Annotated in this window: 18 protein-coding genes and 4 pseudogenes; 12 read left to right on the top strand and 10 right to left on the bottom strand. The window is 65.7% G+C overall.

Annotated elements, in window-relative coordinates:
- Nucleotides 1-32: 32 nt before the first annotated feature.
- Complete coding sequence (locus tag ACP95_RS01630) at nucleotides 33-233, bottom strand: dodecin (RefSeq protein WP_049979534.1); 201 nt, start codon at nucleotides 231-233, stop codon at nucleotides 33-35.
- Between the two features lie 105 nt (nucleotides 234-338).
- Here ACP95_RS01630 and ACP95_RS01625 point away from each other — a divergent pair, with 105 nt between their 5' ends.
- Nucleotides 339-689, top strand: a complete 351-nt coding sequence (locus tag ACP95_RS01625) for a DUF5518 domain-containing protein (protein WP_049979533.1) — start codon at nucleotides 339-341, stop codon at nucleotides 687-689.
- Nucleotides 690-700: 11 nt separating this feature from the next.
- Here ACP95_RS01625 and ACP95_RS01620 read toward each other — a convergent pair whose 3' ends face one another.
- Nucleotides 701-1,108, bottom strand: coding sequence for a VanZ family protein (locus tag ACP95_RS01620; protein ID WP_049979532.1), 408 nt, complete (start codon nucleotides 1,106-1,108; stop codon nucleotides 701-703).
- Between the two features lie 110 nt (nucleotides 1,109-1,218).
- On the opposite strand from ACP95_RS01620, the gene ACP95_RS01615 reads away from it, so the two are divergent.
- Both ACP95_RS01615 and ACP95_RS01610 read left to right on the top strand, forming a co-directional pair.
- Complete coding sequence (locus tag ACP95_RS01615) at nucleotides 1,219-3,588, top strand: STT3 domain-containing protein (RefSeq protein WP_049979531.1); 2,370 nt, start codon at nucleotides 1,219-1,221, stop codon at nucleotides 3,586-3,588.
- A 51-nt stretch (nucleotides 3,589-3,639) separates the two neighbouring features.
- Nucleotides 3,640-5,061 carry a sugar transferase gene (locus ACP95_RS01610; protein ID WP_049979530.1) on the top strand — a complete coding sequence of 474 codons (1,422 nt, stop codon included), beginning with the start codon at nucleotides 3,640-3,642 and terminating at the stop codon, nucleotides 5,059-5,061.
- A gap of 460 nt (nucleotides 5,062-5,521) precedes the next feature.
- Here the strand turns inward: ACP95_RS01610 and ACP95_RS01605 are convergent, their stop codons facing one another.
- The gene (locus tag ACP95_RS01605; RefSeq protein WP_049979529.1) at nucleotides 5,522-6,541 is read right to left on the bottom strand and encodes an NAD(P)/FAD-dependent oxidoreductase; all 1,020 of its coding nucleotides are present in this window, start codon (nucleotides 6,539-6,541) and stop codon (nucleotides 5,522-5,524) included.
- A gap of 292 nt (nucleotides 6,542-6,833) precedes the next feature.
- On the opposite strand from ACP95_RS01605, the gene ACP95_RS01600 reads away from it, so the two are divergent.
- The gene (locus ACP95_RS01600) at nucleotides 6,834-7,856 is read left to right on the top strand and encodes a succinylglutamate desuccinylase/aspartoacylase family protein (RefSeq protein ID WP_049979528.1); all 1,023 of its coding nucleotides are present in this window, start codon (nucleotides 6,834-6,836) and stop codon (nucleotides 7,854-7,856) included.
- Between the two features lie 1,192 nt (nucleotides 7,857-9,048).
- On the opposite strand, the gene ACP95_RS01595 is transcribed toward ACP95_RS01600, so the two are convergent.
- A complete protein-coding gene (locus ACP95_RS01595; protein ID WP_049979527.1) occupies nucleotides 9,049-12,726 on the bottom strand; it encodes a type IV secretory system conjugative DNA transfer family protein in 3,678 nt (1,225 codons plus the stop codon).
- A 181-nt stretch (nucleotides 12,727-12,907) separates the two neighbouring features.
- Here ACP95_RS01595 and ACP95_RS01590 point away from each other — a divergent pair, with 181 nt between their 5' ends.
- A complete protein-coding gene (locus ACP95_RS01590; RefSeq protein ID WP_049979526.1) occupies nucleotides 12,908-13,831 on the top strand; it encodes a transcription initiation factor IIB in 924 nt (307 codons plus the stop codon).
- A gap of 974 nt (nucleotides 13,832-14,805) precedes the next feature.
- Here the strand turns inward: ACP95_RS01590 and ACP95_RS01585 are convergent.
- Both ACP95_RS01585 and ACP95_RS01580 read right to left on the bottom strand, forming a co-directional pair.
- Nucleotides 14,806-15,240, bottom strand: coding sequence for a type IV pilin (locus tag ACP95_RS01585; RefSeq protein ID WP_049979525.1), 435 nt, complete (start codon nucleotides 15,238-15,240; stop codon nucleotides 14,806-14,808).
- Between the two features lie 26 nt (nucleotides 15,241-15,266).
- Nucleotides 15,267-15,671: a type IV pilin gene (locus ACP95_RS01580; RefSeq protein ID WP_049979524.1), complete on the bottom strand. Its 405-nt coding sequence runs from the start codon at nucleotides 15,669-15,671 to the stop codon at nucleotides 15,267-15,269.
- A 465-nt stretch (nucleotides 15,672-16,136) separates the two neighbouring features.
- Here ACP95_RS01580 and ACP95_RS01575 point away from each other — a divergent pair, with 465 nt between their 5' ends.
- The 5 genes and pseudogenes from ACP95_RS01575 (at nucleotide 16,137) to ACP95_RS01555 (ending at nucleotide 20,747) form a co-directional block, all read left to right on the top strand.
- Entirely contained in the window at nucleotides 16,137-17,261 is a 1,125-nt protein-coding gene (locus tag ACP95_RS01575) for an ABC transporter ATP-binding protein (RefSeq protein WP_082224528.1), read from the top strand.
- Entirely contained in the window at nucleotides 17,258-18,115 is an 858-nt protein-coding gene (locus ACP95_RS01570) for an ABC transporter permease (RefSeq protein WP_202593749.1), read from the top strand. The genes ACP95_RS01575 and ACP95_RS01570 overlap by 4 nt, the downstream gene beginning before the upstream one ends.
- Nucleotides 18,116-18,719: 604 nt before the next feature.
- Nucleotides 18,720-19,619 (top strand): DNA-binding protein, encoded by a 900-nt coding sequence (locus tag ACP95_RS01565; protein ID WP_049979523.1) that lies wholly within the window; start codon nucleotides 18,720-18,722, stop codon nucleotides 19,617-19,619.
- Between the two features lie 172 nt (nucleotides 19,620-19,791).
- A pseudogene (locus ACP95_RS01560) lies at nucleotides 19,792-20,303 on the top strand (DUF7342 family protein).
- Nucleotides 20,300-20,747, top strand: a pseudogene (locus ACP95_RS01555) (hypothetical protein). The pseudogenes ACP95_RS01560 and ACP95_RS01555 overlap by 4 nt, the downstream one beginning before the upstream one ends.
- Before the next feature lie 40 nt (nucleotides 20,748-20,787).
- Here ACP95_RS01555 and ACP95_RS16515 read toward each other — a convergent pair.
- The 3 genes and pseudogenes from ACP95_RS16515 to ACP95_RS15510 form a co-directional block, all read right to left on the bottom strand.
- Nucleotides 20,788-21,296 (bottom strand): annotated as a pseudogene (locus ACP95_RS16515) (DUF7342 family protein).
- Between the two features lie 11 nt (nucleotides 21,297-21,307).
- Nucleotides 21,308-21,805: a type II toxin-antitoxin system VapC family toxin gene (locus ACP95_RS01545; RefSeq protein WP_237560374.1), complete on the bottom strand. Its 498-nt coding sequence runs from the start codon at nucleotides 21,803-21,805 to the stop codon at nucleotides 21,308-21,310.
- 6 nt (nucleotides 21,806-21,811) lie between these two features.
- Complete coding sequence (locus ACP95_RS15510) at nucleotides 21,812-22,123, bottom strand: hypothetical protein (protein WP_049979522.1); 312 nt, start codon at nucleotides 22,121-22,123, stop codon at nucleotides 21,812-21,814.
- Between the two features lie 147 nt (nucleotides 22,124-22,270).
- Between ACP95_RS15510 and ACP95_RS01535 the strand changes: the two genes are divergently transcribed.
- Together ACP95_RS01535 and ACP95_RS16230 are read left to right on the top strand one after the other, a co-directional pair.
- Nucleotides 22,271-23,149, top strand: a complete 879-nt coding sequence (locus ACP95_RS01535) for a biosurfactant protein 1 (RefSeq protein WP_049979521.1) — start codon at nucleotides 22,271-22,273, stop codon at nucleotides 23,147-23,149.
- A 138-nt stretch (nucleotides 23,150-23,287) separates the two neighbouring features.
- Nucleotides 23,288-23,473 (top strand): annotated as a pseudogene (locus ACP95_RS16230) (hypothetical protein); the annotation flags it as partial.
- Nucleotides 23,474-23,544: 71 nt separating this feature from the next.
- On the opposite strand, the gene ACP95_RS01530 reads toward ACP95_RS16230, so the two are convergent.
- Nucleotides 23,545-24,033, bottom strand: coding sequence for an Lrp/AsnC family transcriptional regulator (locus ACP95_RS01530; RefSeq protein ID WP_049979520.1), 489 nt, complete (start codon nucleotides 24,031-24,033; stop codon nucleotides 23,545-23,547).
- Nucleotides 24,034-24,179 lie beyond the last annotated feature (146 nt).

Genomic DNA, 24,179 nt, shown 5'->3' with positions numbered 1-24,179 from the left:
CGTCGGGAGCGGACCGCGCTCCCGGCTTGGAGTTAGTCCTGCAGTTCGAACGCGACTTCGACTTCCGCCTGGTACTCCCGGTCGTCGACGCTCGCGAGCTCGACGCCGAACTCCTTCACTTCGACCCACTTCACGTTGTTCAGCGTGTCCTCCGCGCGGTCGATCGCGTCGTCGGCCGCGGCGTCGAAGCTCTCGCTGCTCGATCCGATCAGAGTGATCTTCTTGTGAACCATCACGTGATACTTCACAGGGAGACCACATAAACGGGGCGGCCAGTCCAGCAGGGGCGTCTCGACAGTGGCCGACAGCTTTTGCTTCCCCTCGGCCCAACGACCGGTATGGACACCGAGAACACGTACATCAACGCCCTCCTCGGCGCGGCCGTCACGGTCGTCTTCTCCTTCGCCGGCGTCTCGCCGGTGTTGGGCGGCGCGACCGCGGGCTTCCTCGAACGCCGCGACGGCGCCCAGGTCGGCGCGCTCGCTGGCTTGTTCGCCTCGCTCCCGATGGCCGCCGCCGTCCTGCTGTTCGGCGGCTTCCTCTTCGCCTTCCTTGGGTTCGGTGAGCCGTTCGCCGGCGGGTTCGTGATCCTGCTGATCGGGGTGCTGTTCGTCGCCGTCTACACGATCGCGCTCTCCACCGTGGGTGGCGTCCTCGGCGTCTACCTCGCCGAGGAGTTCCGGGACTGAGCCGATTCGAGTTACGCCGGCTTCGGAATCCGTCGGTAGGTGAGGTACCGCTCCACCGCGAGCCAGAGGCCGCCCAGCGCCGTCCCGAGCACGTTCGCGAACAGGTCGCCGAAGCTGAAGTACCGCCCCGCGAGTTGGCCCTGAGCCAGTTCGATGCCGACCCCGTAGAGCAAGACGGCGACCAGTACCGCCACGCCACGCGCGAGGTCGCCGCGTCGCCACTTCGCCGTCGCGTACACCGCCGTCGCCGCGAGCGCCGCGTACGCCGCGAGGTGGAGCTGTTTGTCCCACCACGGGCTTGGCGTGGGCGGAGCGGCGACGGTGTCCAGCAGCGAGAAGTAGAAGATCACCGCGACGACGGCGACGACACCCGCGGCGCGGACGATCCGGGGGAGTAACGGGAAACGGAACTGCCGCATGGGCCGAACCCCTCGCCCGCCCTGGAAAAATCTCCCGACTACGGGATCGTTTCGACCCACCGAGCACGTGAAAGGGAGGTTTATACGCCGCCGCTGAATTCCTTCCCCCAATGAGCGACGTGCGGGAGGCGACAGCGACCCTCCGTTCGGACCGCCCTGCCGTCGACGACGACCTCCGGGCCGTCCTCGAGGTCGACGCTAGCAAGGAGACCTGGACGTTCGACGATATCCCGATCGACTCGGGGACGTTCGGCGAACTCGTCTCCCGCGGGATCGTCGAGAAGGTCGACGGCGAGTACCGCGTCGCAGATCGAGAAGCGGTACAGGCAGCCCTCGACGGCGAGGAACTCGAGGCGACGGCCGAGGACTCGTCGCCGTCGCTGGAGTTCGATCTCGATCTGCCGCCCCGGCGTGTCGGGGGCGCGATCGTCGCCGCACTCGCCTTCGTCGTCGCCGTCCGGCTGGTCGCCTACCCGTCGGTGTTCCGCAGCGAGCACATCGTATTCCTGGGGAACGACCCGTACGCCTACCGCTACCTGCTGCTCGAGTCCCTCGAACAGGGGGCGGGTGTTACCTCGCTTCCTGATTCGGTGCTGCTCGGCGAGCCACTCATGCTCGCAGCACTACTTGCCGTGACGAAGTTGCTGGGCGGGACCGTCGAGACCGCCGACCTCGTGCTCGCGTGGTACCCGGTCGTCGCCGGGCTGGTGACCGCCGCGCTCGTCTACGTCCTCGCCGTGCAGGTGACCGACGACCGCCGTGTCGGCGTCGCGAGCGTCGTCATGCTCGCCGTGACGCCGGTCCACGCCTACCGGACGGCGATCGGGTTCGCCGACCACCACGCGTTCGACTACGTCTGGCTCGCGATCACCGCCGTCGCCGCCGTGGCGCTCCTCCAGCGTACATCGATGGGGGAAGAGGACGATCGCAAGGTCGTGACCCTGTGGACGCTCGCGCTAGGTGGCGTTGTTGCCGTTGGCGTCGCCGGGCAGGTACTCGCGTGGAACGCCGGCCCGCTTCTCCTCCTCCCGATAGCGCTGTACGGCGTGGTGCGGGCGACGGCCGCCGTCGACACCGGCACGTCACCGCTCGCGGACCTACCGCTGGTCGGTGCTATCGGTCTTGGGGGGGTACTTGCGGTCGTCGTCCACACGACGCTCGACTGGCAGGAGCTCTACATCGTCGCGACGCCACTCCTGCTCGCTGCCGGGCTGGGCGCAGTCCTCTTGGTCGGGGAAGGAGCGCGTCGATACGGTCTCTCAGCCCGGATGACGATGGGGCTGGTCGCCGCGGCTGGTGCCGTCGTTTTCGTCGTCGCGTACACCGTGGTTCCGGAGTTCGGTGCGGAGTTCACGCAGGAACTTGATCGGCTGGTCGGAGGCGGCTCCGTCGAAGGGATTGCGGAGACGGCCTCGCTGTTCGGGACGCAGTACGGGACCATCGTCGGCCCGTTCTTCTTCTTCGGACTGACGCTCTTCTTCGCGCTCCCATACATGGCGTGGAGTCTGGCCGCCGGCTGGTCCCAGAATCGTCCAGTCTGGCAGCTCGCCGGGAGTTACAGCACTGTGTTCTTGCTGCTCGCACTGCTTCAGGTCCGGTTCGCAGGTCAGTTGGCGCTGTTCTCATCGGTGTTCGCCGGCGTCGCTGTCGTCCACCTGAGCGCTGTCACTGGTGCGACCGTGCGGCCGGCGATGGTCGCCGAAGACGGACTGGACACCTGGAGCGAGCGGGCGCCCAGGCTCCCGGCGTTCTCAATGCCGAACCGTGATACAGTCCTCGCGGTCGGAATGATCGTCCTGCTGGTCGGCGGCCTCGGCGCGGTGATCAGTCCCGCCCGGACGACGAGCCTGATGGTGAGCGACGAGAGCTACGAGGCGGCGACGTTCATGGACGACCACGCTACCGAGGAAAGCTGGGAGTACCCGCAGAACTACGTGTTCAGCGAATGGGGCGACAGCCGGATGTACAACGCGATCGTAAACGGCGAATCCCGCAGCTACGGGTATGCCCAGTCGAACTACGGTGATTTCCTCACTTCCGCGAACGCGTCGACGTGGTACCAGCGGCTAAACGGCCGAACTGGATTCGTCGTCGTCGACCGCCACAACGGACTGTCGAGTACGGATGACGAACTGATGTATAACCGACTGCATGCGTGGGGGAACGAAACCGGTCATTATCGGGCGGTGTGGGCCAGCGACGACGGGTCGATGAAGGTGTTCACGCTGGTTCCGGGGGCGACGGTGACCGGCTCGGCCGACCCGAACGCGACGGTGACGGCGACGACGACCGTTGAGGTCGGTGGGGAGGAAGTGACGTACAGTCGGACGGTGACAGCGGATGCGTCCGGGAACTACTCGGTGCGGGTTCCCTATCCCGGAACGTACGAGATCGCCGATGGATCAGTGACCGTGTCCGAGGAGGCGGTCGAGAACGGTCGTCCCGTCCGCCCTAGCGCCGAATCCGGGACGGGTAGTTAGCGATTAACTGAGTCGGAGTGTTTAACCTTCCCAGCGTCGCAAGGAAACGTGATGAACGGCGGCTGGCGCTATCGAGCGACGAGCGTGCTCGGGGTGGCGGTGCTGACCGCGTTGGCGGTCGGCGTCGCGAACAGCCCCACCGCCCAGACGATTTTCGCGTCGCTGCCAGTCGTCGGTTCGCTCTCGATCGACCCGCCAACAGCAGCTGAGGGGTTCCTCGAGGTCGCGACGACGGTCGTGGTCGTCACCGGGGCATTTGTCCCGCTGTACAAGCCGCGCCCACGGCGTATCCTCGACGCCGTCGTCCTCGCTCAGAAACGGGTCGTCGTCGCCCTGCTCGCGCTGTCGGCTATCGGCTACTTCGACTACACGTACCGGCTGCCCCGAGCGACGCTGCTAGTGATTGCACCCGTCCTCCTGATCACGCTCCCGGCGTGGTTCGTGTGGATCCGGCGCCGACCGACGACTGATCCCGAGCGGGGGATCATCGTCGGCGACGACCCCGCAGAGATCGAGCGCCTCGCCGCCGATGTGGACGTGCCGCTCTTAGGGTATCTCTGCCCGACGATCGCGTTCGACCGACCCAGCCGCTCGGCTCCGCAGCCGGTCGTCGCTGACGGCGGCGTCGGCGGGCTCACGCGACTGGGTGGCCTCTCGCGCATCGAGGACGTGCTCGTCGAGTACGACGTGGACACGGTAGTGCTCGCGTTCGAACACACCGACCGCGCGGAGTTCTTCGGCGCGCTCGACGCCTGCTACGAGCAGGGGGTTGACGCGAAGGTACACCGGGACCATGCTGACCAAGTACTGACCTCGGGGGACGATGTCGGAACGCTCGTCGACGTCGACATCGAGCCGTGGGACGTACAGGACTACGTGCTGAAACGTGGCTTCGACCTGGCGTTCTCGACGGTCGGCCTGCTCGCGCTGAGTCCGGCGATCGCTGCGATCGCACTGGCCATCAAGCTGGACGATGGCGGGTCGGTGCTGTATAAACAGGAGCGGACGGCCGTGTTCGGCGAGACGTTCGACGTGTACAAGTTCCGCTCGATGATCGAGAACGCGGAGGACGGGACAGGAGCGACGATCAGCGACGAAGACGAAGGTGGTGTCGACCCCCGGGTGACACGTGTTGGGCGGCTACTCCGGCAGACCCACCTCGACGAGATCCCGCAGCTCTGGGCCGTCCTGAAAGGCGATATGAGTGCCGTTGGGCCTCGGCCGGAGCGCCCCGAACTCGATTCGGATATCGAGGCCGGTGTGGTGGACTGGCAGAAGCGGTGGTTCGTAAAACCCGGACTGACTGGATTAGCGCAAGTGAACGATGTGACCGGTGCCGAACCGGCGAAGAAACTCCGGTACGACCTCCAGTACGTGAAACAGCAGTCGTTCACGTTCGACATGAAGTTGGTTATTCGCCAGGTCTGGAAGGTCGGCGTCGATGCCGTGGGTGCCGTTCTGCGAGACGAGTAACGTCCCCGTTTTACGACGAGTTGCTGATTCTCTTTGAGACCTTCCACTACGCAGCTGTCCACGGTACTCTCTGGGAAATCACCCAAGGGTCAAATCGCCGTCACACCCACCGTAACTGTCAACTATCCGGAGGCCTCGCTACTAGGTGTCAGCGGGTTCCCGCTGACGCAGAGGCCCGCCCCGAAAACCACCTTTGGAAAGTCGCTGCCGAGGGGTCAGACCGATTCACCGTCGCAGCGGCTTTCCGCTCCCCACCTTCTGCCTCTACCACACCGATGTACGGGTTCTGTGGAGTACGATCGCCGCGTTGCAGACGCGACGGTTTCGCCATGGTCGTCATAGAGGTAGTCGACGTCGAGATACTCGATACCCCTTGACTGCCCGAACCGCGCGGACGAGGGTAGTTGTCAGCACCAATCCATCCCTGATCCGCAAGCGATAACGTCCACACTCGACTCGCTCAGTCGTCGTACGTGTGGAAGTCGACGGCCTGTTCGAGCAGTTCGTCCGGGATGCCCGGCACTTCCTCGGACCGGACCGGCCCAGCCTCGTCGATCGCCTCTGGGTCCCGCGGGAAGTCCCGGAGCTCGAAGTGGATCGAGATCCCGGCTTTCGCCCCGTCGGCGAGCGCGATCGGCACCTGGTTGTGCCCCGGCGTGAGATCGCCAACCGCGTACACCCCGTCGACGGCGGTGCCCCCGTGATCGTCGACGGCGACGGTGCCGTCGTCGTTGATCTCGCAGCCGAGCTCCCGCGCGAGGCCGTTGTTGTACTCCGCGCCGTACATCGCGAACCCGCCTCTGTACTCGCGGACGGTCCCGTCCTCGAACTCCATCGCCTTCAGCCAGCCGTCCTCGCCGTTCTGGACCCCTGTCACATCCGCGTGGATCACGTCGATCGGGTGGTCGTCGAGCATCGTCGCCGTCTCGTCGCTCCATGCGGGGTCGTCGCCACGGGTGAGCAGGTCCACCTCGTCGGTGAAGTTCAGCATGATCGCCGCGACGTGGGCGGCGCTCTCGGAGTAGCCCATCACGTACACCGACTCGTCGACGAACATGTGGGCGTCACAGTGAAGGCAGTAGTGGAGGCCGCGACCGGTCCGCGGCAGCGGTGGCTCGGGACGAACGTCGTTGAACCCCGTCGCGAGGACGACGTGTTCGGTCCGGTAAGTCGCGTCGTTGCCACAGAGTTCGAAGCGCTCGTCGTCGGTCCGGGAGCAGGAGGCGATCACGTCCCGGTGCAGGGCACAGCCGTACTCCTCGAGTTGCTCCTTGCCCACCCCGAGGAACTCGTTGCCGCTCGTCTCCTCACGGACGCCGATGAGGTTGTGGACCTCCTGCATCGCGCCCCGCCCGCCGCCACGGTCGACGAGCGCCGTCCGGTGGCCGAGACGCGTGCTGTACAGCGCTGCCGTCTGGCCGGCCGGCCCGCCGCCGACCACGACAACCTCGTACTCCTCGGTCGGTAGTTCGTCCGACATACCGAGAGGGTGAACTGGCGACGGGTTAAGTATAGAGTCGCTGTGTAAACTGAGCGTCGGTGCTGGCAGTTGGCGATCACCCGACCAGTTCCCAGTAGCGACAGTCAACGAGGAGGTACGCACGGTCCGCCACGAAGGGTTTGGCGACGCTCAGCCCGCATCTCGGGGTGGCCGCCATCCAGAGGCTGGATCCCTGACACCGTTGAAAAACGCGATTGAGAACCTCCCAGGAACGGACAAGATGGGGACAGCCGTACTTTCGTTTTAACTGACGTGAACGCGCGTATCGGGTATGAGCACCGACGGCGCCGACGCGTTCACGTACGACGGCGGGCGGGTCCTCCCGGGTGAGACCAAGCGGTTCCGGTTCCCGGTAAGTGAGTCGTACCTCGGTGATCCCGTCAGGATCCCCGTGACGATCATCAACGGCCCCGACCCCGGGCCCACCGCGTTCCTCTCGGCGGCGAGCCACGGCGACGAGCTCAACGGGATCGAGGTCGTGCGTGAGGTCGCCCAGGAGTGGGACCACGACGAGGTCGCCGGGACGATAATCTGTCTCCCCGTGCTCAACGTCCAGGGGTTCACCACGCAGCAGCGCTACCTCCCGATCTACGAACGCGACCTCAACCGGGCGTTCCCGGGGAAGCAGGACAGCACGAGTTCGAACCGGATCGCCTACCGGATCTACAGCAACTTCGTCAAGCCGGCTGACTTCGGGCTCGACTTCCACACGTCGACGCGCGGCCGGTCCAACATGTTCCACGTCCGCGCCGACATGGACGACGACGGCGCCGCCAGGCTCGCCCGCGCGTTCGGGACGAGCCTCATCATGTCCGGCGAGGGCTCGGAGGGGATGCTCCGCACGGAGGCGACAGCGGACGGGATCCCGACCATCACCCTCGAGATGGGCGAGGCCCACCGCTTCGAACGGGAGCTGATCGATCACGCGCTCGAGGGCGTCCGGAGCGTGTTCGCCGAGTACGGCATCTACCCACAGGAGACCGTCCGCTGGCCCGGCTGGCGAACCGTGATCGAGAGCTCGGGGGAGAAGACGTGGCTCCGGGCCGACGCCGGCGGTATCGTCGAGATGCAGTTCGAGCGCGGCGACCTCGTCCACGAGGGCGAGACCATCTGCCGGATCACGAACCCGTTCAAAACCGACGAGACGGTCGTCGAGGCGCCGTTCACCGGCCTGCTCGCCGGCGTCCTCGAGAACCCGGTCGTCTACCCCGGGAACCCGCTCTGTCACTTCATCAAGATCGGGGACGAACAGGAACGGATCGTCGAGGAACAGAGCGGAACCCGCCACAGGTGACCGCAGCGACGCGTTTGTGCCGTTGCCCATCCGCTGTGGGGGAGCGCGTCGACGTCGGGGTGGTGGGGGCGTAACCACTATGTCGGCTCGTCTGAGTGCGTCGCAGCCTGGCGCGTCGGTGCATCGCCGCTCGGGTTGTCGGCTCCCTGCCGCGTGGTGAGCGTCTTACTCACAGAACTTGACGCTCCTCGACTGCCTGGCGGGACGAAACACACCGAAATAGCCTGTCGCACGACAGCCGGCGTGGGTCAATGTTGTCGACATCGCCAACAACTACAGAGCTGGTACCGTCCGGAAACGGCCCGAGAGACGGAACGTGTAGGCAGTCACAGACGTGGCGCGTACCCACCATCGATAGAGCGAGAGAGCACCCCCCGACAGCGAGCCGGGCGGCACCAGCGCGACCAACCAGGGTGACGACGGCGTCGACGGCTCGAGCGCCACCCGACGCCCCCGAACACCCGGGTGGCGTCGACGCCCCACGGGCACTTCACAGATGGCTGTGACCGGACGAGGACGCCGGCGCGATGCCGTCCGTCCGGTCCCACGCACTGCCTCGCAACACCGAGCGCGCCAGCCCGGGCGTCGACGCCGCCGACGCCACCACGATCTGTGGACACCACCCGAAGAGCCACACGGACGGGACTACACACCCACGCTTGCCTGCGTTTCTCCAGATCCGTGCTGCGCGGGCATCACGGCGACCCATCGGTCCCGCACTGCCCCAGCGGCCACCCGCGGACACGGCCGCTTCAGTATCCTCGGCAGCGGCACACCGGCCGGCTCCACACTCATCGTCGATGTCCGACCGGCTTCTCGCATCGTCGACGCCCGGTTTGCACTACACCAACGTCGATGCCCAACCTGCTCCACTCTATCACCGATGCTTGACCAGCTCCCTCACCATCGACGCCTGACCGGCTCCCCATCGTCGACGCCCAGCCGGTTCCCCATCGTAGATGCCCGATCTCCACGTCTCCATCATCAACGCCCGCCCTGCTCGTTCCCCACCGTCGACGCCATCCCCTGCCGCTCCATAGTCGGAGCGCAGACCGACGTCCCCATCATTGACGCCCGCCCTGCTCCTCCCCCACTGTCGCCGCCCGACCTGTCCCTCCGCATCGTCGACGCCCTCAGCGGCCCGTTACGTGTGTTCTTGCGGACGGTACCCCCTCTGTAGTGGCTGCGGCCGTCACGCCAGCGGCCCGTCACCGTCGAGCAGCGTGTCCCGGGCGTACTCGAGGGTGAGCACGTCCGTCAACCCCGGCGTGTCGAGGCGGTACTCACGCGGCGCCATGTTCTCGCTGTACGACCGGGGCACCCGGCTGTCCCCATCGGGCGGGTCATGCAGCGCCCGCAACACCTGGTGGCCATCGCCCCGCGTCTTCACCAGCCACCACGCCGCCTCGGGGTCGCAGGCCGCCATCTTGTCGAAATCGCTGGGGATCGCCTCCCCGCGGTCGTTGTTGATGCGCTCGGCCTCGAGCGCCGCCACGACGTCACCATCGGCGTCGAGCACCGCCGCGTCCAACCGGCCATCGTCGACGCCGTAGTAGCGCTCGACGCGCGTCCCGGGCTGGTCGGCGGGGGCGACGAACTCCTGGTCCAGTAGCCGTGCCCCTACCGCAACCATCGCGACGTGGAGACTCGACTCCGAGAGATCGCCCGTGCCGTCGCCGTAGGCGATCCCCTCCCGGTGGCCGACGCCGATGGCGTCCCGGCCGTCGGGCGTCACCGTGTACAGCTTGTGGGGGCGGCGACAGTCGATGCGGAGGAGGCCGTCGTCGAGTAACTCCTGGGCGCCGTCGGTGTCGATGCCGACGTACGCCTCCAGCTGGGTCATGGAGTCCCAGACGAGGTCGTACTCCAGCGTCGGGTCGAAGCGCTGCTGGTGGGCCATGTACACGGCGGCGAGCAGGCGGAGCTGGGCGTCGCTGTACGGACTCGCGGCGCGCTCCCCGCTGGTGAGCTGGAGATCGAGCGAGCAGATGGGGATGTTCGCCCGGTCGACGGCGTCGAGCGAGCCGTGACACGCGATCGCGCGGCGCATCCCCTCGGGCGTCGCCGCATAGCGGGTTTCACACGTCTCGCAGACGAGCGGGTACGGCGGTTCATCGAGGTACGTGAGGCCGTCCGGGAACCGCTCGGAGTGGGGGATGGTCGCGGTGGCGGCCGTCAACCCCGCCACCGAGCCCGTGACCGGGCCGTCGAGGGCCGCGGGGTCCGTGCTCCCACTGGCCGTGCGGCCGACCGCGACGCCACGCTGCTCTCGCGTCCGCGTCTTCGCCGCCGCGAACGCGTCGTCGAACGCCTGGTCGCGAGCGCCGGTGAGCGACCGGTCGCTCTCCGGGTGGCCCTCAGGCAGCGATGGTGACGCGACGGCAAAGGGCCGCGGCTGGCGGGTGGCGAAGGGGGCGGCGGGGCGGACGAGCCACTCGCCACGCTGGAGGTCGCGCAGGCGGTCGGCAACCGCCTCGGCGTCGGCGTCGCTGGAGGCCAGCCGTTCGGCCAGCCGGCGATCGACGCCGACGGGGCCCGTGATGATGGTGCCGACGTCGTTGAGCAGTTCGGCATAGACACGCGGGTGGGACTCCCGGAGCTGTTCGGGGAACTGCATCGCGAGCGTCAGCGCCAGGTTGAACGACCGCCCCTGGGCGAGGAGCGTGTCGAGCACGCCCGTCGTCGCCAGCTCCGCGGCCTCCTCGATGTAGCAGTTGACGAGCGGGTGGTCCCGGTCGGGGGCGAGCGCGTGGCGCCGCTGGAGCGCGCGCCAGAGCTGGGAGAGGATGGCGACCGCCAGCAGGGTGCGCGAGCGGTCGCCGTACCCCTGGAGGTCGAACACGATGACGCAGTCCTCGTCGAGCGCCGCGCGGAGGTCAAACGTCGCGGCGTCGGGCTGGGCCTCGAACAGCGGGGCGAGCCGGGCGTCGTTGGTCGCGAGCCCGATGCGGCGGGTGACGGCGCTCATGATGCTGTCGAACGTCGTTGGCGCGTTCGCGGCGGTGTTGGCGAGCTTCTGGTGGAGCGCGCCGTCGGAGACCGGCGGCGGGTTGCCCGTCTCGTGGAACTGCGCGGCGGCCGCGAGCAGCTCCTGCTGGCTGATGCTGGCGGCGCCGTGGACGGGGTCGAACAGCGCGCGGACGAGCTGTTCGAGCACCTCGACGGCCGCCTCCGCGCTGTAGAACTGCTCGGGGCCCATGGCGGCGGCGAGCAGGTCGACGTAGTGTTCGGCGACGGTGTTGACCGCCCACTCGCGATCCAGGCCGGCCTCGAGGAGCGGCTCGATCGTGAGGAACGGGAGGGCGGGGAGGTATTCGGTGCAGTCGAAGTAGTGGAGGTTGTCCAGATCGCCGTGGCGGGCGAACTGCATGCGGGCGTACTCGGCGGGCGCGTTGTCGCCCTTGGCGTCGAGGTAGACGGTGGCGCCGTCGGTCGCGGCGTGGTTGGTGAGCTGCATCGTCTGCCCGACCGCGGTTTTCCCGCTGCCGGTGGCGCCGAACAGCGTGGTGTGGAGCGGCTGGATCGACGGCGGCAGCGACAGCGTCGCGTCGAGGCGCTCCCGGTCGCCGGTTTTCGGGTGGCCGACGGTCATCCCCGCCTGGTCAAGATAGCGATCGAGCACCGTTCGAGGCGGGAGCTCGATCCCCGTTCGGTCGGCCGGCGTCGGCTCGACGGCCCGGCTGGCTGCGGGGCCGAGCGCCGGCCCGTTCACGAGACAGCAGGCCGCGACGGCGCCCGGATCGGCGACGATGGCCGGGCTGGCGTTGGTTGTTCCGGGGAGCTGGTGGCGCCAGCGCGTCGGCGACTGGGTGGTTGTGCGGGTGCAGAGGTCGGCGAGGCGGTCGTGGGCGGCGTCCGTGCCGTAGTCGGCCACGGTCGGGGTGACCCGGTAGTGATCCCCCCGGATCGCCTGGAGGCCAGCGGCGACGGCCTCGCTGGTGCGGGTCGCCCGGTCGGCGTCGGTGTCGACCGTGATCGCGCGAGCGTTGAGGGTGAACGACTGCCGGGCGTCGACGGTGCGGAGGCCCTCGATGCGCTGGCGGTTCGCGGGGTTGACCGACTCATCAGGGCTGTCGGGGTCGTCGGTCGCGTCCGGTGGGTCTGGTTCCGCGGGTCGCTCCGGCGAGCCGAGGAGCGACTGGAGGACGGCGTTGCGACGGAGATCGCTGTGGAGTTCGAGGTCGAGGATGCGGTCCGCCTTCCTGGCGGTCCAGTCGGCTCGCGGCGTGAGCAGGAACTGGACGAGTGTCGGGGCATCGCTGGTCGCGAGCCCGTCCAGCAGGTCCGCGAGCGGCCAGTTGCCCGCCGTGTCGGTGTTAGCGTTCGGGTCGTCATCGACGGCGAACTCGGCGAGCGACGGGAGCGGGCACTGCCAGTCGGCCGGGCGGTCGCCGACGCCCTCCCACTCGACGGCGGCGACGTCCCAGTGGGGGGTGTCGGCAGTCTCGGTGTCGGAAGCCCCGGCCGTCGCGTCGACGGCGTCGGTGCCGGCCCCGTCGGCCACTGTGTCGCCAGGATCGGCAGCGCTGGGCGCCGTCGCCACGTCGGGGTCGGCCGGCAGATCGAGCAGCTCCCGATACGTACAGTCGGTTTCGACGAGGTCGACCGAGTCAGGGAGGACTTGGCGGAGGGTGCGGCGGACCGGGCCGAGCTGGCCGTCGGTGCCGACGTACCACTCGATCCGGCGGTCGCCGTCCGGGCCGGGCTCGCCGGTGGCGGCGAACAGCCACTCGTGGGTGGGTGGCTCGGTGGCGGCGTCCGTGCGGTGCAGCCGGGTCAGCGACTGGGCGATCCGGTCGGGCTGGAGCGGCTCGTCGCTCGGGTGGACGCGGAGGTAGGACCGCTCGGTCGTGAAGCCATCGGGGAACATGGGTTCGTGCGGCTGTCGAGGACCGGTGTTGGCACAAATTGCGAGCGATGCGTTGTATATTCTTTCCCGGGTTCCGGTTGTAGGTAGACCGTTCGACTGGGTGAGCGTCGCGCCGAGTTTGTCGACCCCGAGAGGGGTGGAGGGCTCGCCGGCGTGGCGGGGGCTCCAGTAGGTGAGACCGATGCCGACGAGAGACAGCTACGAACGGGTGTTCGACGAGGACGTCCAGTGGGGTACAACCAAGCCGTGTCCGGAGTGTGGCGGCGACGTGCGGACGACGGCCGTCGAGACGGCGTGTACGGACTGTGGCCTGGTCATGGACGACCAGCACGTCGATCGGGGGCCGACGTGGCGCGCCGACGATCCCGAGTCGGCGAAGCGGGCCGGGGCACCGCTCACGGCGACGCGGCACGATCGCGGCCTGTCGACCCGGATCGGCAGCCAGCGGGATGCGCAGGGGAACGAGCTGGAGAACGAAAAACGACGCCGACTGGCCCGCATGCGCCGGCAGCAGTCCCGAGCCCGCTGGCAGTCGAAACGGGAGCGCAATCTCGGCCACGGGCTCACGGAGGTCCAGCGGATCGCGAGCGCGCTGGGGCTGGCGGCGTCGGTGCGCGAGCAGGCGTGTCAGCTGTTCCGGACCGCGCAGGATGCGGGCCTGCTCCCCGGCCGGTCGATCGAGGCGATGGCGGCCGCGAGCGTGTTTGGGGTCTGTCGATGTACCGGGCAGTCGTGGCTCATGACCGACGTGGCGCCGCTGGCCCGGGTCAGCCAGGCCCGCGTCGAGGGCGCGTATCGCGTGCTGAACACGGAACTGGGGCTGCCGACGCCGCCGGTGCGGCCGAGCCAGTTCGTCCCGCGGCTGGCGGCCGAGTTGGGGTGTACCGACGCGGTGCGGCGGCAGGCTGCGCAGTTGGCCACGCAGGCCGTCGACGCCGGCGTCACGACCGGCGTGCATCCAGCGGGGTTCGCCGCCGCCTGTCTGTACATGGCGGCGTGTTCGCAGGACGAACCGTTGACGCAGGCCGATGCGGCGGCGGCCGCTGAGGTGACGGTCGAAACGGTCCGGAAACACCGTGATTCGCTACTTACGGTTACTGGGTGACGTTTCGACCGGGCGGGACACTCCGTTGCTGTTCGAAGGTTTAACCAACAGTTGGCGGGGTAGGACGGACATTTGTTGGTTAAGACCGCCTCACGTCGATCGGGGACCACCTACCTCCGACGAGTGATTCCGAAAGCGATTGGCACCGCTTGGAGCCAGTCGGCGCTCGCGAACTGCGTCGTCACGCTGGCGTCGATGGTGGTTGGCCCCTCGTTACCGACTCGTGTGACTGCGTCAGATCGGCGAAGTACCTCGCAGCCGATCGGTTGGCTCTGCGGCGTCGCGTTGTCCCGTCGTCGACGCCTGCATCCGCGAACACCAGAGCAGGATCCTTCTGGATGACTTGAGGGGTGTCGGCGGCCTATTCGGGTACCCGGGAATGGACTCCGCGTGTTTGGCGCCGATGGTGCGTCGTCGACGACGAGTGCCCGGCTGAGGGGGCGCGTGGGTTGCCGGCTTGAGTTCATCTGCTTGCGCGTCGTCGCGATTGAGTGGTGGGCGTCGACGTCGACGGCATCGAGTGCGGTCCAGATCACGGCTTCGGTCCCTGGATCGGCGTGGCTCAAGAGGGGTGTAGTTCTCCTCGATATTCGAGCCGAACGCATTGACGCCGATCACCAGCTGGGCGAGCGCCCGGACGGTGTCGGTCCACCCGTCGGCCAGCCAACCGCGATCCTGGGCCACGTCGACGACTCGGGGCGGCGTCGGGCTTGCTGTCACCTTCGACCCACGCCCGCACTTCCGCTTGCGAAATCCCCTCGAACTCGTTCCTCTGGTTGCTGTTGATCGCACTCGCGACGCGCTGGCTGCCCCAGTTATCCGGTTTCGCCGTTTCGCGATAGACTTCTACTGCCGTTACGGGGTCTTTGGTGGTTGATCGTACGTCCGGGCGAGGGCATCGGCGTCAACAAGGGGTGTACTGGGTAGTAGGGGTTTGGGCTCTCGAAAGAAAATCTGGTTGTGGAGTACCGATATTACGGTGCTTGAACTGTCGTGTCCAAGATAATCGACTCAGATGGAGTGTGGATCACCTGAACTCGAATCTCGGAATTCCCGCCGAATACGCTTCCGAACTCAGCGGAGTCGCCGACTTGGAACTCCGTGTCGGCGTTGTAGTTGCTACTGGCAGGAGATACCGTCTCGAACCCCTCAGCGGTATTACTCCCGAACTTCACGTCGAGATCACCGGCTGGGATGGCGTCACCGCCGTTGTGGGATAGCTCCACGTTGTCGTTGCCGACGCCAGTTGCCTCAAGCTGTGCCTGCGGCGCAGACTGCAGATCGCCACCGAGGCCAAGGACGAACCCGCCGATCACAGCGGCGAGAATGACGGTTATTGCAACCATCAGTATCACGCCTATGACGGGACTCACGGCCCGATTATCGTCGGTATAGTCGTTTTGAGTCATGGGTGCAAAGGATGTTGGTTAGGTCGTTACTGGACCTCGACTTGAGTTTCGAGCAGGATCGACTGGGACGGGTCGTGAAGGACGGTTACAGTGTAAGTGTTTGCCGACACACTTGCGGTAGCTGTGTCACCAACTGAGAAGTCGCCAGTAATGCTGAACGGGTTGGTCGTGCCGCTTGCGTCCTCGACGTTGATTGTAATGTCAGCCGACGGGAGAGCGTCCCCACCGTTGTGCGAGAGCGTAATCTCACCAGTACCACCCTCCGCATCCAGCTGCGCCTGCGGTGCCTGCTCGAGACTGTCGCCCAGTCCAAGCACGAACGTGCCGATAACGGCTGCGAGAATGACCGTAATCGCAACCATGAGGATGACACCGATAACCGGTGACACACCTCGATCGTCGTCGAGTGCTGCTTTGAGTTTCGAAATCATGGTTTTGCCTTGTAACCCGGCAGTAGGGGCATCGTAACGCGTGTGGGCGCGCCCCTGGGCTACCGCGTCTATCTGCTCAAACTCAGGACTGGTACATAAAAGCCGTGACCAAATTATCAGCGCCGAAAGACAGTATGGAACTGCTACCTGGTGACAGACAGCGTGGAGGGAGTACGGCGACTCCCTCCGAACTGCCGGGTTACAGGTAAGGCCCTCGTTACTTGGGGGCCAACAGTGGGTCCGAGGAGGGGTCCTAAAACGTCGTCGGCGCAACTATCGCTCCTGAGACTCCCCGCTCTCTGCGGGATGTATCCCCTAAACGCAGGGGCAGTATGGCCGCTTGCTCGGTAGCAACAGGATTCGGCGGAACAGTCCCAATTGTTGCACTATCTCGGACGGGACTCCCGACACCTATCAGACAGACAATACCCTTATCTGCCGAAGCGCCGAAGCGGATGGCATCCGATGGCACGCGAGCCCTCCACCAACGGGCAGGCTCCCGACGACGAACTGGCTGTGAGCGCCAGCGATGGGTCACCCTCGCTCGATCCCGACGAGGCCGCCATCTACGTCGACGGCCTGGCGAAGACGTTCGGGAGCGGCGAGAGCGCGGTGACCGCCGTCGAGGACGTCTCCCTCGCCGTCGCCCCCGGCGAAGTAGTGGGCTTGCTCGGGCCGAACGGGGCAGGCAAGACGACGACGATCAAGTCGATTCTCGGGCTCATCCTCCCCGACGAGGGCACAGTCCGCGTTCACGGCATCGACGTCCACGCCAACCCGCGAGCAGCCTACGAGTACGTCGACGCCATGCTCGAGGGCGCACGCAACGACTACTGGCGACTCACCGTCCGAGAGAACCTGCGGTACTTCGCCGCGATCAGGGGCCAGAATCCCGACGCCGTTACCGATCGGCACGACGAGTTGCTGGACCACCTCGACCTCGCCGAGAAAGCCGACACGGCAGTCCGCGACCTCTCCCGCGGGATGAAGCAGAAGGTATCACTGGCGAGCGTCCTCGCCGGCGATATCTCCGTCGCGTTCCTCGACGAACCCACACTCGGCCTGGATATCGAGAGCTCGCTGAAGCTCCGGACCGAACTCCGCAGGCTTGCTGAGGAGCGCGGCCTGACGCTCGTCATCTCGAGTCACGATATGGACGTTATCGAGGACGTCTGCGACCGGGTCGTCATCATGAACGAGGGCCGAGTCGTCGTCGACGACACGGTCGAGGACCTCCTCGCGGGCTTCGAGACGAGAGGCTACCGAATCACCGCTCGCGGTGGGACGGATGCGGTGCTCACGGATCTGCAGGAGCGCTTCGACCTGACCGATGTCCAGCGGACCGGCGACCGACTGCGCTTCGAGGTGGCCGCCGATACAGCGACGTTCTACCGCCTGACCGACGCGATGGAGGCACACGGGCTCGACGTCGCGAGCGTCGAGACGGTCCAACCGGATCTGGCCGAGGTGTTCGTCGAGATGACGAACGGCACCACCGAATCCGGTCACGCGAACGAGGCCGAAACGTCGACGACCCGGGAGGCGTCGACGAATCGCTCGCCCGCCAGTGACGGAGGTGACCGACGATGACGGCCGCCGAGGGTGGAGACCGAAGCGAGCGAGAGCGCAGTACCGCGGACGAATCGCCACGATTCAGCGAACCCGAGCGGACCGGGGGCTATTACCACCTCCTGAAAGCCGTCGTCTACCGCGATCTGCTGATCTGGGTTCGCTACCCGCTGAACGCCGCGCTCGGGATCTTCATGGGGGTGTTCTTCTTCGCGCTGATGTTCTACGGTGGGACGATGGTCGCGGGCCAGGCGTTCTCGGACTCCATCGAGGGGCTGATCGTCGGCTACTTCCTGTGGACGCTCGCCATCGGCGCTTATTCGGGGATCATGAACGACATCCAGTCCGAGGCGAGCTGGGGCACCCTGGAGCGACACTTCATGACTCCGTTCGGTTTCGGCCCCGTCGTGTTCGCGAAGTCCATCGCCATCGTCTTCCGGACGTTCATGACCTCCGCGGTGGTCCTCGTCGTCATGTTGCTCATCACCGGGACGGCGCTCGACCTCAACTTCGTCACGGTGCTCCCGGTGGCGACGCTGACCATCGCGAGCGCGCTCGGCCTCGGGCTCGTGATGGGCGGGCTGAGCGTCCTCTACAAGCGCATCTCGAACGTTGCCAACCTCCTCCAGTTCGCGTTCATCGGCCTCATCTCGGCGCCCGTCTTCGACATCCCGTGGGCCCGGTTCCTGCCGCTGGCCCAGGGGAGTGCGATGCTCCAGCGAGCGATGCGCGATGGCGTCCGCCTCTGGGAGTTCGACCCAGTCACGATCGCCGTCCTCGTTGGCACGTCCGTCGGCTATCTGGCGCTGGGCTACGCCATCTTCGGGCTGACTACGCGACGGGCTCGCCGGCTGGGTGTGCTCGGCGATTACTGACGGCCCACGGGCGTCGATGCCGTCAGTTCCACGGCCTGCAGTTGGGCCACTGCTGGAGACTCCTCGATCGTGATGGCCTCCGTGCTGCGGGCGGCAGGCCTGTAACCGAGGTCACTGAGCGACGTGGGCGGCTGGGAAGGTGTGTCCGTACCGGCCCGCCCCGCGCGCCGCTGCCGCCCTCCGCTTGCTCACGGCTCACTGCGTTCGCCGTTCGCTAGCGCGGTTCTCGCTCACTGCGTTCGCTCCGAGCCGCGCGTCGCTCGCGACCGACCATTCCGGGCGTGCGGCTCCCTCGCGTGCGCTCGGTCGCCGTTCCGGGCTAAAGTGCATGTGCCCTCGGCGCCAGCGGGAAAGCGCGAGGGGTTGCGCGGCGTGGCTGCTCACCCCCCACGCTTTCTCCGCTGGCCGCTCGCTCCGGGCGGTCTCGCCGCGCGGTGCTGGTTGGGGCCACCGCATGCAGGCGCGCTCTCGCTCGCGCCCAGGGGGCGCTCGCGAAGGCGCGAGCGAGAGCGCGCAGCTGGTGCTGTCGGTCGATGTCGAAACCCCGCGACGAGGAAGCATCGCGGGAGTCGGCGCGTGAGCGCCTTCGGATCAGTGAGATCCAATGTCTAGTAAGAAATCGAGTCGAAAACGCGTTACGGTCGATGAACAGGCGTTCGAACAGGCAAATCCGGAGTCGGTCGCGGGCGACGATTCCTCGGTCGTCGACGACACGCCCCAGCTGGAGCCGGCGGTCGAGCAGGAGACCCAGGCGAAAGTGGACGCGAACCACCCTGAGGGGATCACGGACGCGAGCGATGAACGAATTCACGGGGTGACCCTCGAACAGGAGGAGCGCATCAGGGCGCGGGAGGCCGAACTGGAGCGAATCAGTGCCCGGGCCGAACTGGGGACGCAGGCCGGTCGGGAAGCCCGAACCCGCGAGATCGCGGCGGCGCGAAGCACGCAGCGCCGGCGGGCGTTTCAGGCGCGTGCGGCGGGCGTCGACGCCAGCGCCGACCCCGAACGGGCTGATCCCCGGGTGGAACTTTCGAAAGACGAACTGGCGACGGTGAACACGGAGGCGGACCGACTCGCGACGCGGCTGGACGGCTGGTCGCGAGCGGCGATCAGTCGCCGGCTGGCCGAAGCGATCGTCGACGGCACGGACATGACGAGTGCGGTTGTGCGTGTCTTCGAGGAGTTGCGGACGGCTTCGGGGGGCACCGTGCCCATCGACGCCCTGGACGAGGTGGATCGCACCGAGGTGACCATCGCGGGGCGTGTGGAGACGCTCTGGGAGAGTTCCTCGCCGGCGATCCAACAGGTCGGGCTGATCGCGGACGAGAGCGGGCAGACGAAGCTGACGATCTGGAAGGCGTCGGACGCCCCGTGGATCGCAGAAGGCGAACGCGTGCGCATTCACGAGGCCGCCAGGAACTGGTACGAGGGCCGTGTCTCCCTGGCCGTGACCGGGTGGAGCACCATCCACTTCCCGGAGCGCGATCGCTGGTGGGACGCCTAGCCGGTCGAGGCAACCCTCTTTTTTGCTGGATGCCGGACCGACCCAGACCCCGCCGCCCCACCCTCCGCTCCGTGCTCGCTCCTTCCGTCGCTGCGCGCGCAGCCACAACCATTAGGAAGAAAGGATAATTTCCTCAGAAAACTATTCGCGGTCACAATACGGAGCATCCAGTATGCCCGAGACGTGGGACGATGTCAACGAGCAAGTCAAAGCGGACTGGAAAGACGACACGACACCGTTTGAACGTTGTACGAAATCATCGAACAGACCCATGATGGGCAGTCGGCAGCCGAGATCGCCGATCGTGCTCTCGTGAGCGAGCCGACGGCACGTCGATACTGCAAGACGCTCGTCAACACCGGATTCGCCGAGACGGAACCGGACGGCCAAACAACCCTGTACAAGCGCAACAGCGACCGGGTGTTGATGTCCCGGATCCGTGAGCTCCGAGAGGAAGTCGATCGGCCGGAGTTGCTCGACAGCATCCAGGAGATGAAGGCCGAGATCCGGCGCTACGAGGACCGCTACGACGTGGTGTCTGTGGAGGAACTCGCCCAGCAACTCGACGCCGACGAGACGGACGGCTGGGACGACCTCACCGCGTGGCGGACAACGCGACAGAATCTCGCCGTCGCCCAAGCCGCGCTCGCCTACGACGAGGCCAGCCACCAGCTCGCGGTATGAACGGTACCGACCGCGCCGGCGAGTTCGGGCCGATCTATCTCCCGGCCCTCCAGCGGATTCGTGACCGCTGGCTCGACCTCGAACCACTCGTCGACGATACAGGGTACGACGACATCGTCGGCCCCACGGAACTACAGATCAGCCTCAGCGATGGGTTGGGCGACGCCGGGAACGCTCGGCTCGATATCCAGTGGAGCGAACTGGGGATGTATTCGTTTCACTACGTCGATAACGACGGCGTCAACTGGCGCTTCGATCGCCACCCGAACACACACTCTCCCGAGATCCATTTCCACCCACCGCACGAGGCCGCGACGACGGATGCCGAAATGTATCGACGTGACCGAGGTCTCACTCGTGACGCGTGTCGTCCATGCGATGTGGCGAGCAGCGTACGAGGACGACGATAGAGAGCAGCTGAATAGCGCCTCAAACTCGCCGTGAGACGAGATTCGCAGATGACGCGGTCGCCCACGTCGATCCGCTACTCGCGGGCGGCTTCGACATCCGAGTAGAGCGCCAACGCGTGCTTGATGAAGCGACGGTCTTCCAGATTCTCCTCCCAGCGCGTGATCACGTCGCGGGGGTCTCGGAGCTCAGCACTTGCGAGGTCGCCGTCGGCGAGCGACTGTTCGAGCTCCTCCCACGTCTCGACGTCGTCGGTCGCCTGCCACTCCTCGATCTCTTCGGTGATCGCGGCTAGTTCGTTCCGCAGCTCCTCGCGGGTGGTCTCCTCGATGAGCGTGCGGATCTCCTCGAAGAGCAGGCGCGTGTAGTCCGGCTGGTCTCGCCCGCTTCGACGCGGCGCAGCTGACCCTGGTCGACGAGATCCTGAAGTTCCTTGTTGGTCGTACTCCAGGCGGCGTCAGCCTGTTCGCTGATCCAGTTGACCGTCCGCGGTTCGCGAAGCGTCTCGGCGACCGCCCGAATGGGGTCGCGGGCACTCATCGACTCAGTCCACGACTGGACCCCATCTCGCGGGGATTCGGGCATCTTTGGCACCGCTAGTCCTGATTACGATACGGAAGCGTTGTCACGTCGAACGCATCGTAGTGCCGGTCGTACGTGAGGATGTGATCGACGGCTAGGTCGTCCATGTGTGCAGCGACAACGAAATCGGTGAGTGACGCATCCAGATCCGTCCACTCAACGAACGTTGCTTTGGCGTCATCGAACACATCCTCAGAGACGGATTCGCACTGATACAGCGTGCTCTCTTCGAGCGTCGTCAGGAACGAGGCTGCGTTCCGCATCGACCCTTGCTTTTTCAGCCGGGTTGCGGCCTCGTCGACGATGTGGTCGTTGACGATGAGGCGACGATACGGGAGATCGCCGTCGCGAACGAACGTCATGAACGCCCGCGAGACTGCGTGCATCTGATCTTGTGGGTTGAATAATGCGTACAGGAACTTCGGCCCGACGACGACCTGATGGCGGACGTGGCCCGGACGGAAATGCTCGGGTGTGACCGTCCCGATCGGGGTTTCGACTGGTTCAGCCATCCGAACTCAGGATTGCGCAGACGGGTCATCGGCGAGCGTGAACGATTCGTCGCTGCCGTCCCACTCCTCGACGAGATCGGCTTCCTCGCGAGCGTCCGTCGCCACCGACGCTGGGAGTGATTCGTCCTCGAGGTCGTCGAGGACGGTGAACGCCGGGTCGTTGGGATCGGCTTGCTGTTGGCGTTCGATCCACTCGACCAGCGCCTCGTGGCTGGCTTCTTTGACCGAGAGGCCGTGCTCGTTCGCGAACTGCCGGAAGCGTTCGTATTCGTCCTCGTTCAGTTCAGTTTGCACGTGCTTGGTGTCGTTACTGCTCATAGGGACCCCAATTGCTACTCCCATCTACTTGCTCATGAAGTATAAGATGTTCGCATGAGATTGTTCATGGCCCATATTCAATCGGGAGACGGAGCGGACACTGGCCCTGACGTTGACATACGAATCCGGGACAAACCACCCTAACCGATGCACAACCGATATACTGACTTTGCAGAACTGCGGCCGACCGGCGAGGCGTCCCACATTCCGGACACGAGGCTGGACGACTGTGAAGGTGCCTCCCGACGGCAACGCGTCGCGACGAGCGCTGGTGGCTACCCCGATGCGCCGACGGTAACCAACGGCGAGTGCCGGTCCTGTGGAGCGCCAGTCCCAGACGGCCAGACGAAATGCCGGTTCTGTCTCAGCAACCATCTCGGAAGTGACGCCACCAGCACGACCGAGGCAGCGGCGAGGACGTGCCTCGGCATCGTCCAGCTGGTCGTCGAGTCAACCACGTTCTCCGGCGCCGTCGCGAAGGTCGGCGCCGCGGCGAACCGCCGCTCCCCCAACGAGACAGAGCCGGCCGTCGATGACTACGCGCTCATCTACGAGCTCGACGAGGCGCCGGCGCGCCAACTGGCCAAGCAATGGCCCTCACTCACCGACGCGGTACAGGTGTCGTCAGCGGAGGGAGAGCGGCTTCTCAGTACCGCCCGTGACCGGACTGGGTGGCACGGGCAGGGAGCGTCGGAGCGTCAGAAGCATGCCCCGACGCGGCTCTACGACCAGCGTGGGGACGGCATCCGCGATGCGTCGCGTTTCGACGCGGTCCTTGACGACGCCGACGACGCGATGTGGCTGGTTCCAGCGATGGCGCTGACCGAATCTACTGGCGCAGCTGGGGCTGATCGCCAGGCCTCGTCTGTACCGATGGCTCATGAACTCGACTGTCAAACCTGTGGACGGGCGACTGACCATCGGTTCAAGGCCCACGAGTCGGTCCCGGATGCGGCGTGGACGGGGCAACCGACCTGGGAATTCCGGGTGTGTGGCTCGGCTCGCTACGGCCCCAATCTCGAGTAAGGCCAGTGCTGGGCATCGACTAACCAACAACCTGCGAGTACCGTTGAGGTTCGTTGGTTAAGGCCGCGAGCTCCTGCAAGCCTGACGCCAGTCTCGATGGTAGGTCTTTCCGCGCCGACGAGCGGTGAGGCGCTTCCGATGGAGTATGAGTTCAAACAGGGCTACCGGATGTATCGTGTACTCAGCAATCTCAATCAACTCGACGTCAACCGATTGGACGACGCGGATCGAGAGCGAAGCGAGCCCGCGAGATACCTCCTGGAGGAAGTGAGCCTTCTCACGCGGCCGGGCAACGGAGCCGGGGCGGACGCCCACGCAGACTCCCAACTGGCGTCGCCGGCAACGCTTCGGGAGGTGCCTCCCGAGTCAGTTTATAAGAGTATAATTCCGTTCATTTACTCTTCGATGAGTGCGTCAGCAAGGGTGTCGGCCCCGAAGTCGTTGATTGGGTGGGACTCGTTCTTGACCCGTGTGATTACGAAACGTGAGCTAGTACGGTCGATTTTGTCGATTGATTCGTAATCAGACACCAGTGATTCAGCCATCGCACGATCGGTAACATTAGCGATAACGATGAAATCGGTGTCACCCATTGTAAAGTATACTTGGTTGACGCCCTCGACTTCGGCGAGCTCCTCACCGACAGTCTCATGATATCCTTCACCAAATTCTGCATACACTTCGCTTATGACCGTGATAGACAGACCCAACTCGGAGAGGTCCATATCACAGATGTCGTTTTTAATGATTCCTTGCTCTCTGAGTTGGTTTAATCGATAGTGAACCGTCGACTTGGGGATGTCTGTACACTCTTCGATCTTTTCTGGACTGTTAATGCCCTCTTCTGCGATTGCTTGTAGAATCTTGATATCTTTTTTGTCCATGACTCACTATTTCAGCATCGATCGATGTACAGCTACGTACGTCTGAGCATCGATCGGATGTACAGCTACGTACGTCTGAGCATCGATCGATGTACAGCTACGTACGTCTGAGCATCGATCGATGTACAGCTACGTACGTCTGAGCC

Source organism: Halolamina rubra (assembly GCF_000739555.1).
GTDB classification, from domain to species: Archaea; Halobacteriota; Halobacteria; order Halobacteriales; family Haloferacaceae; genus Halolamina; species Halolamina rubra.
Note: the sequence above shows the minus strand (reverse complement) of the source record. Positions and strands in the feature narration are given on the sequence as shown.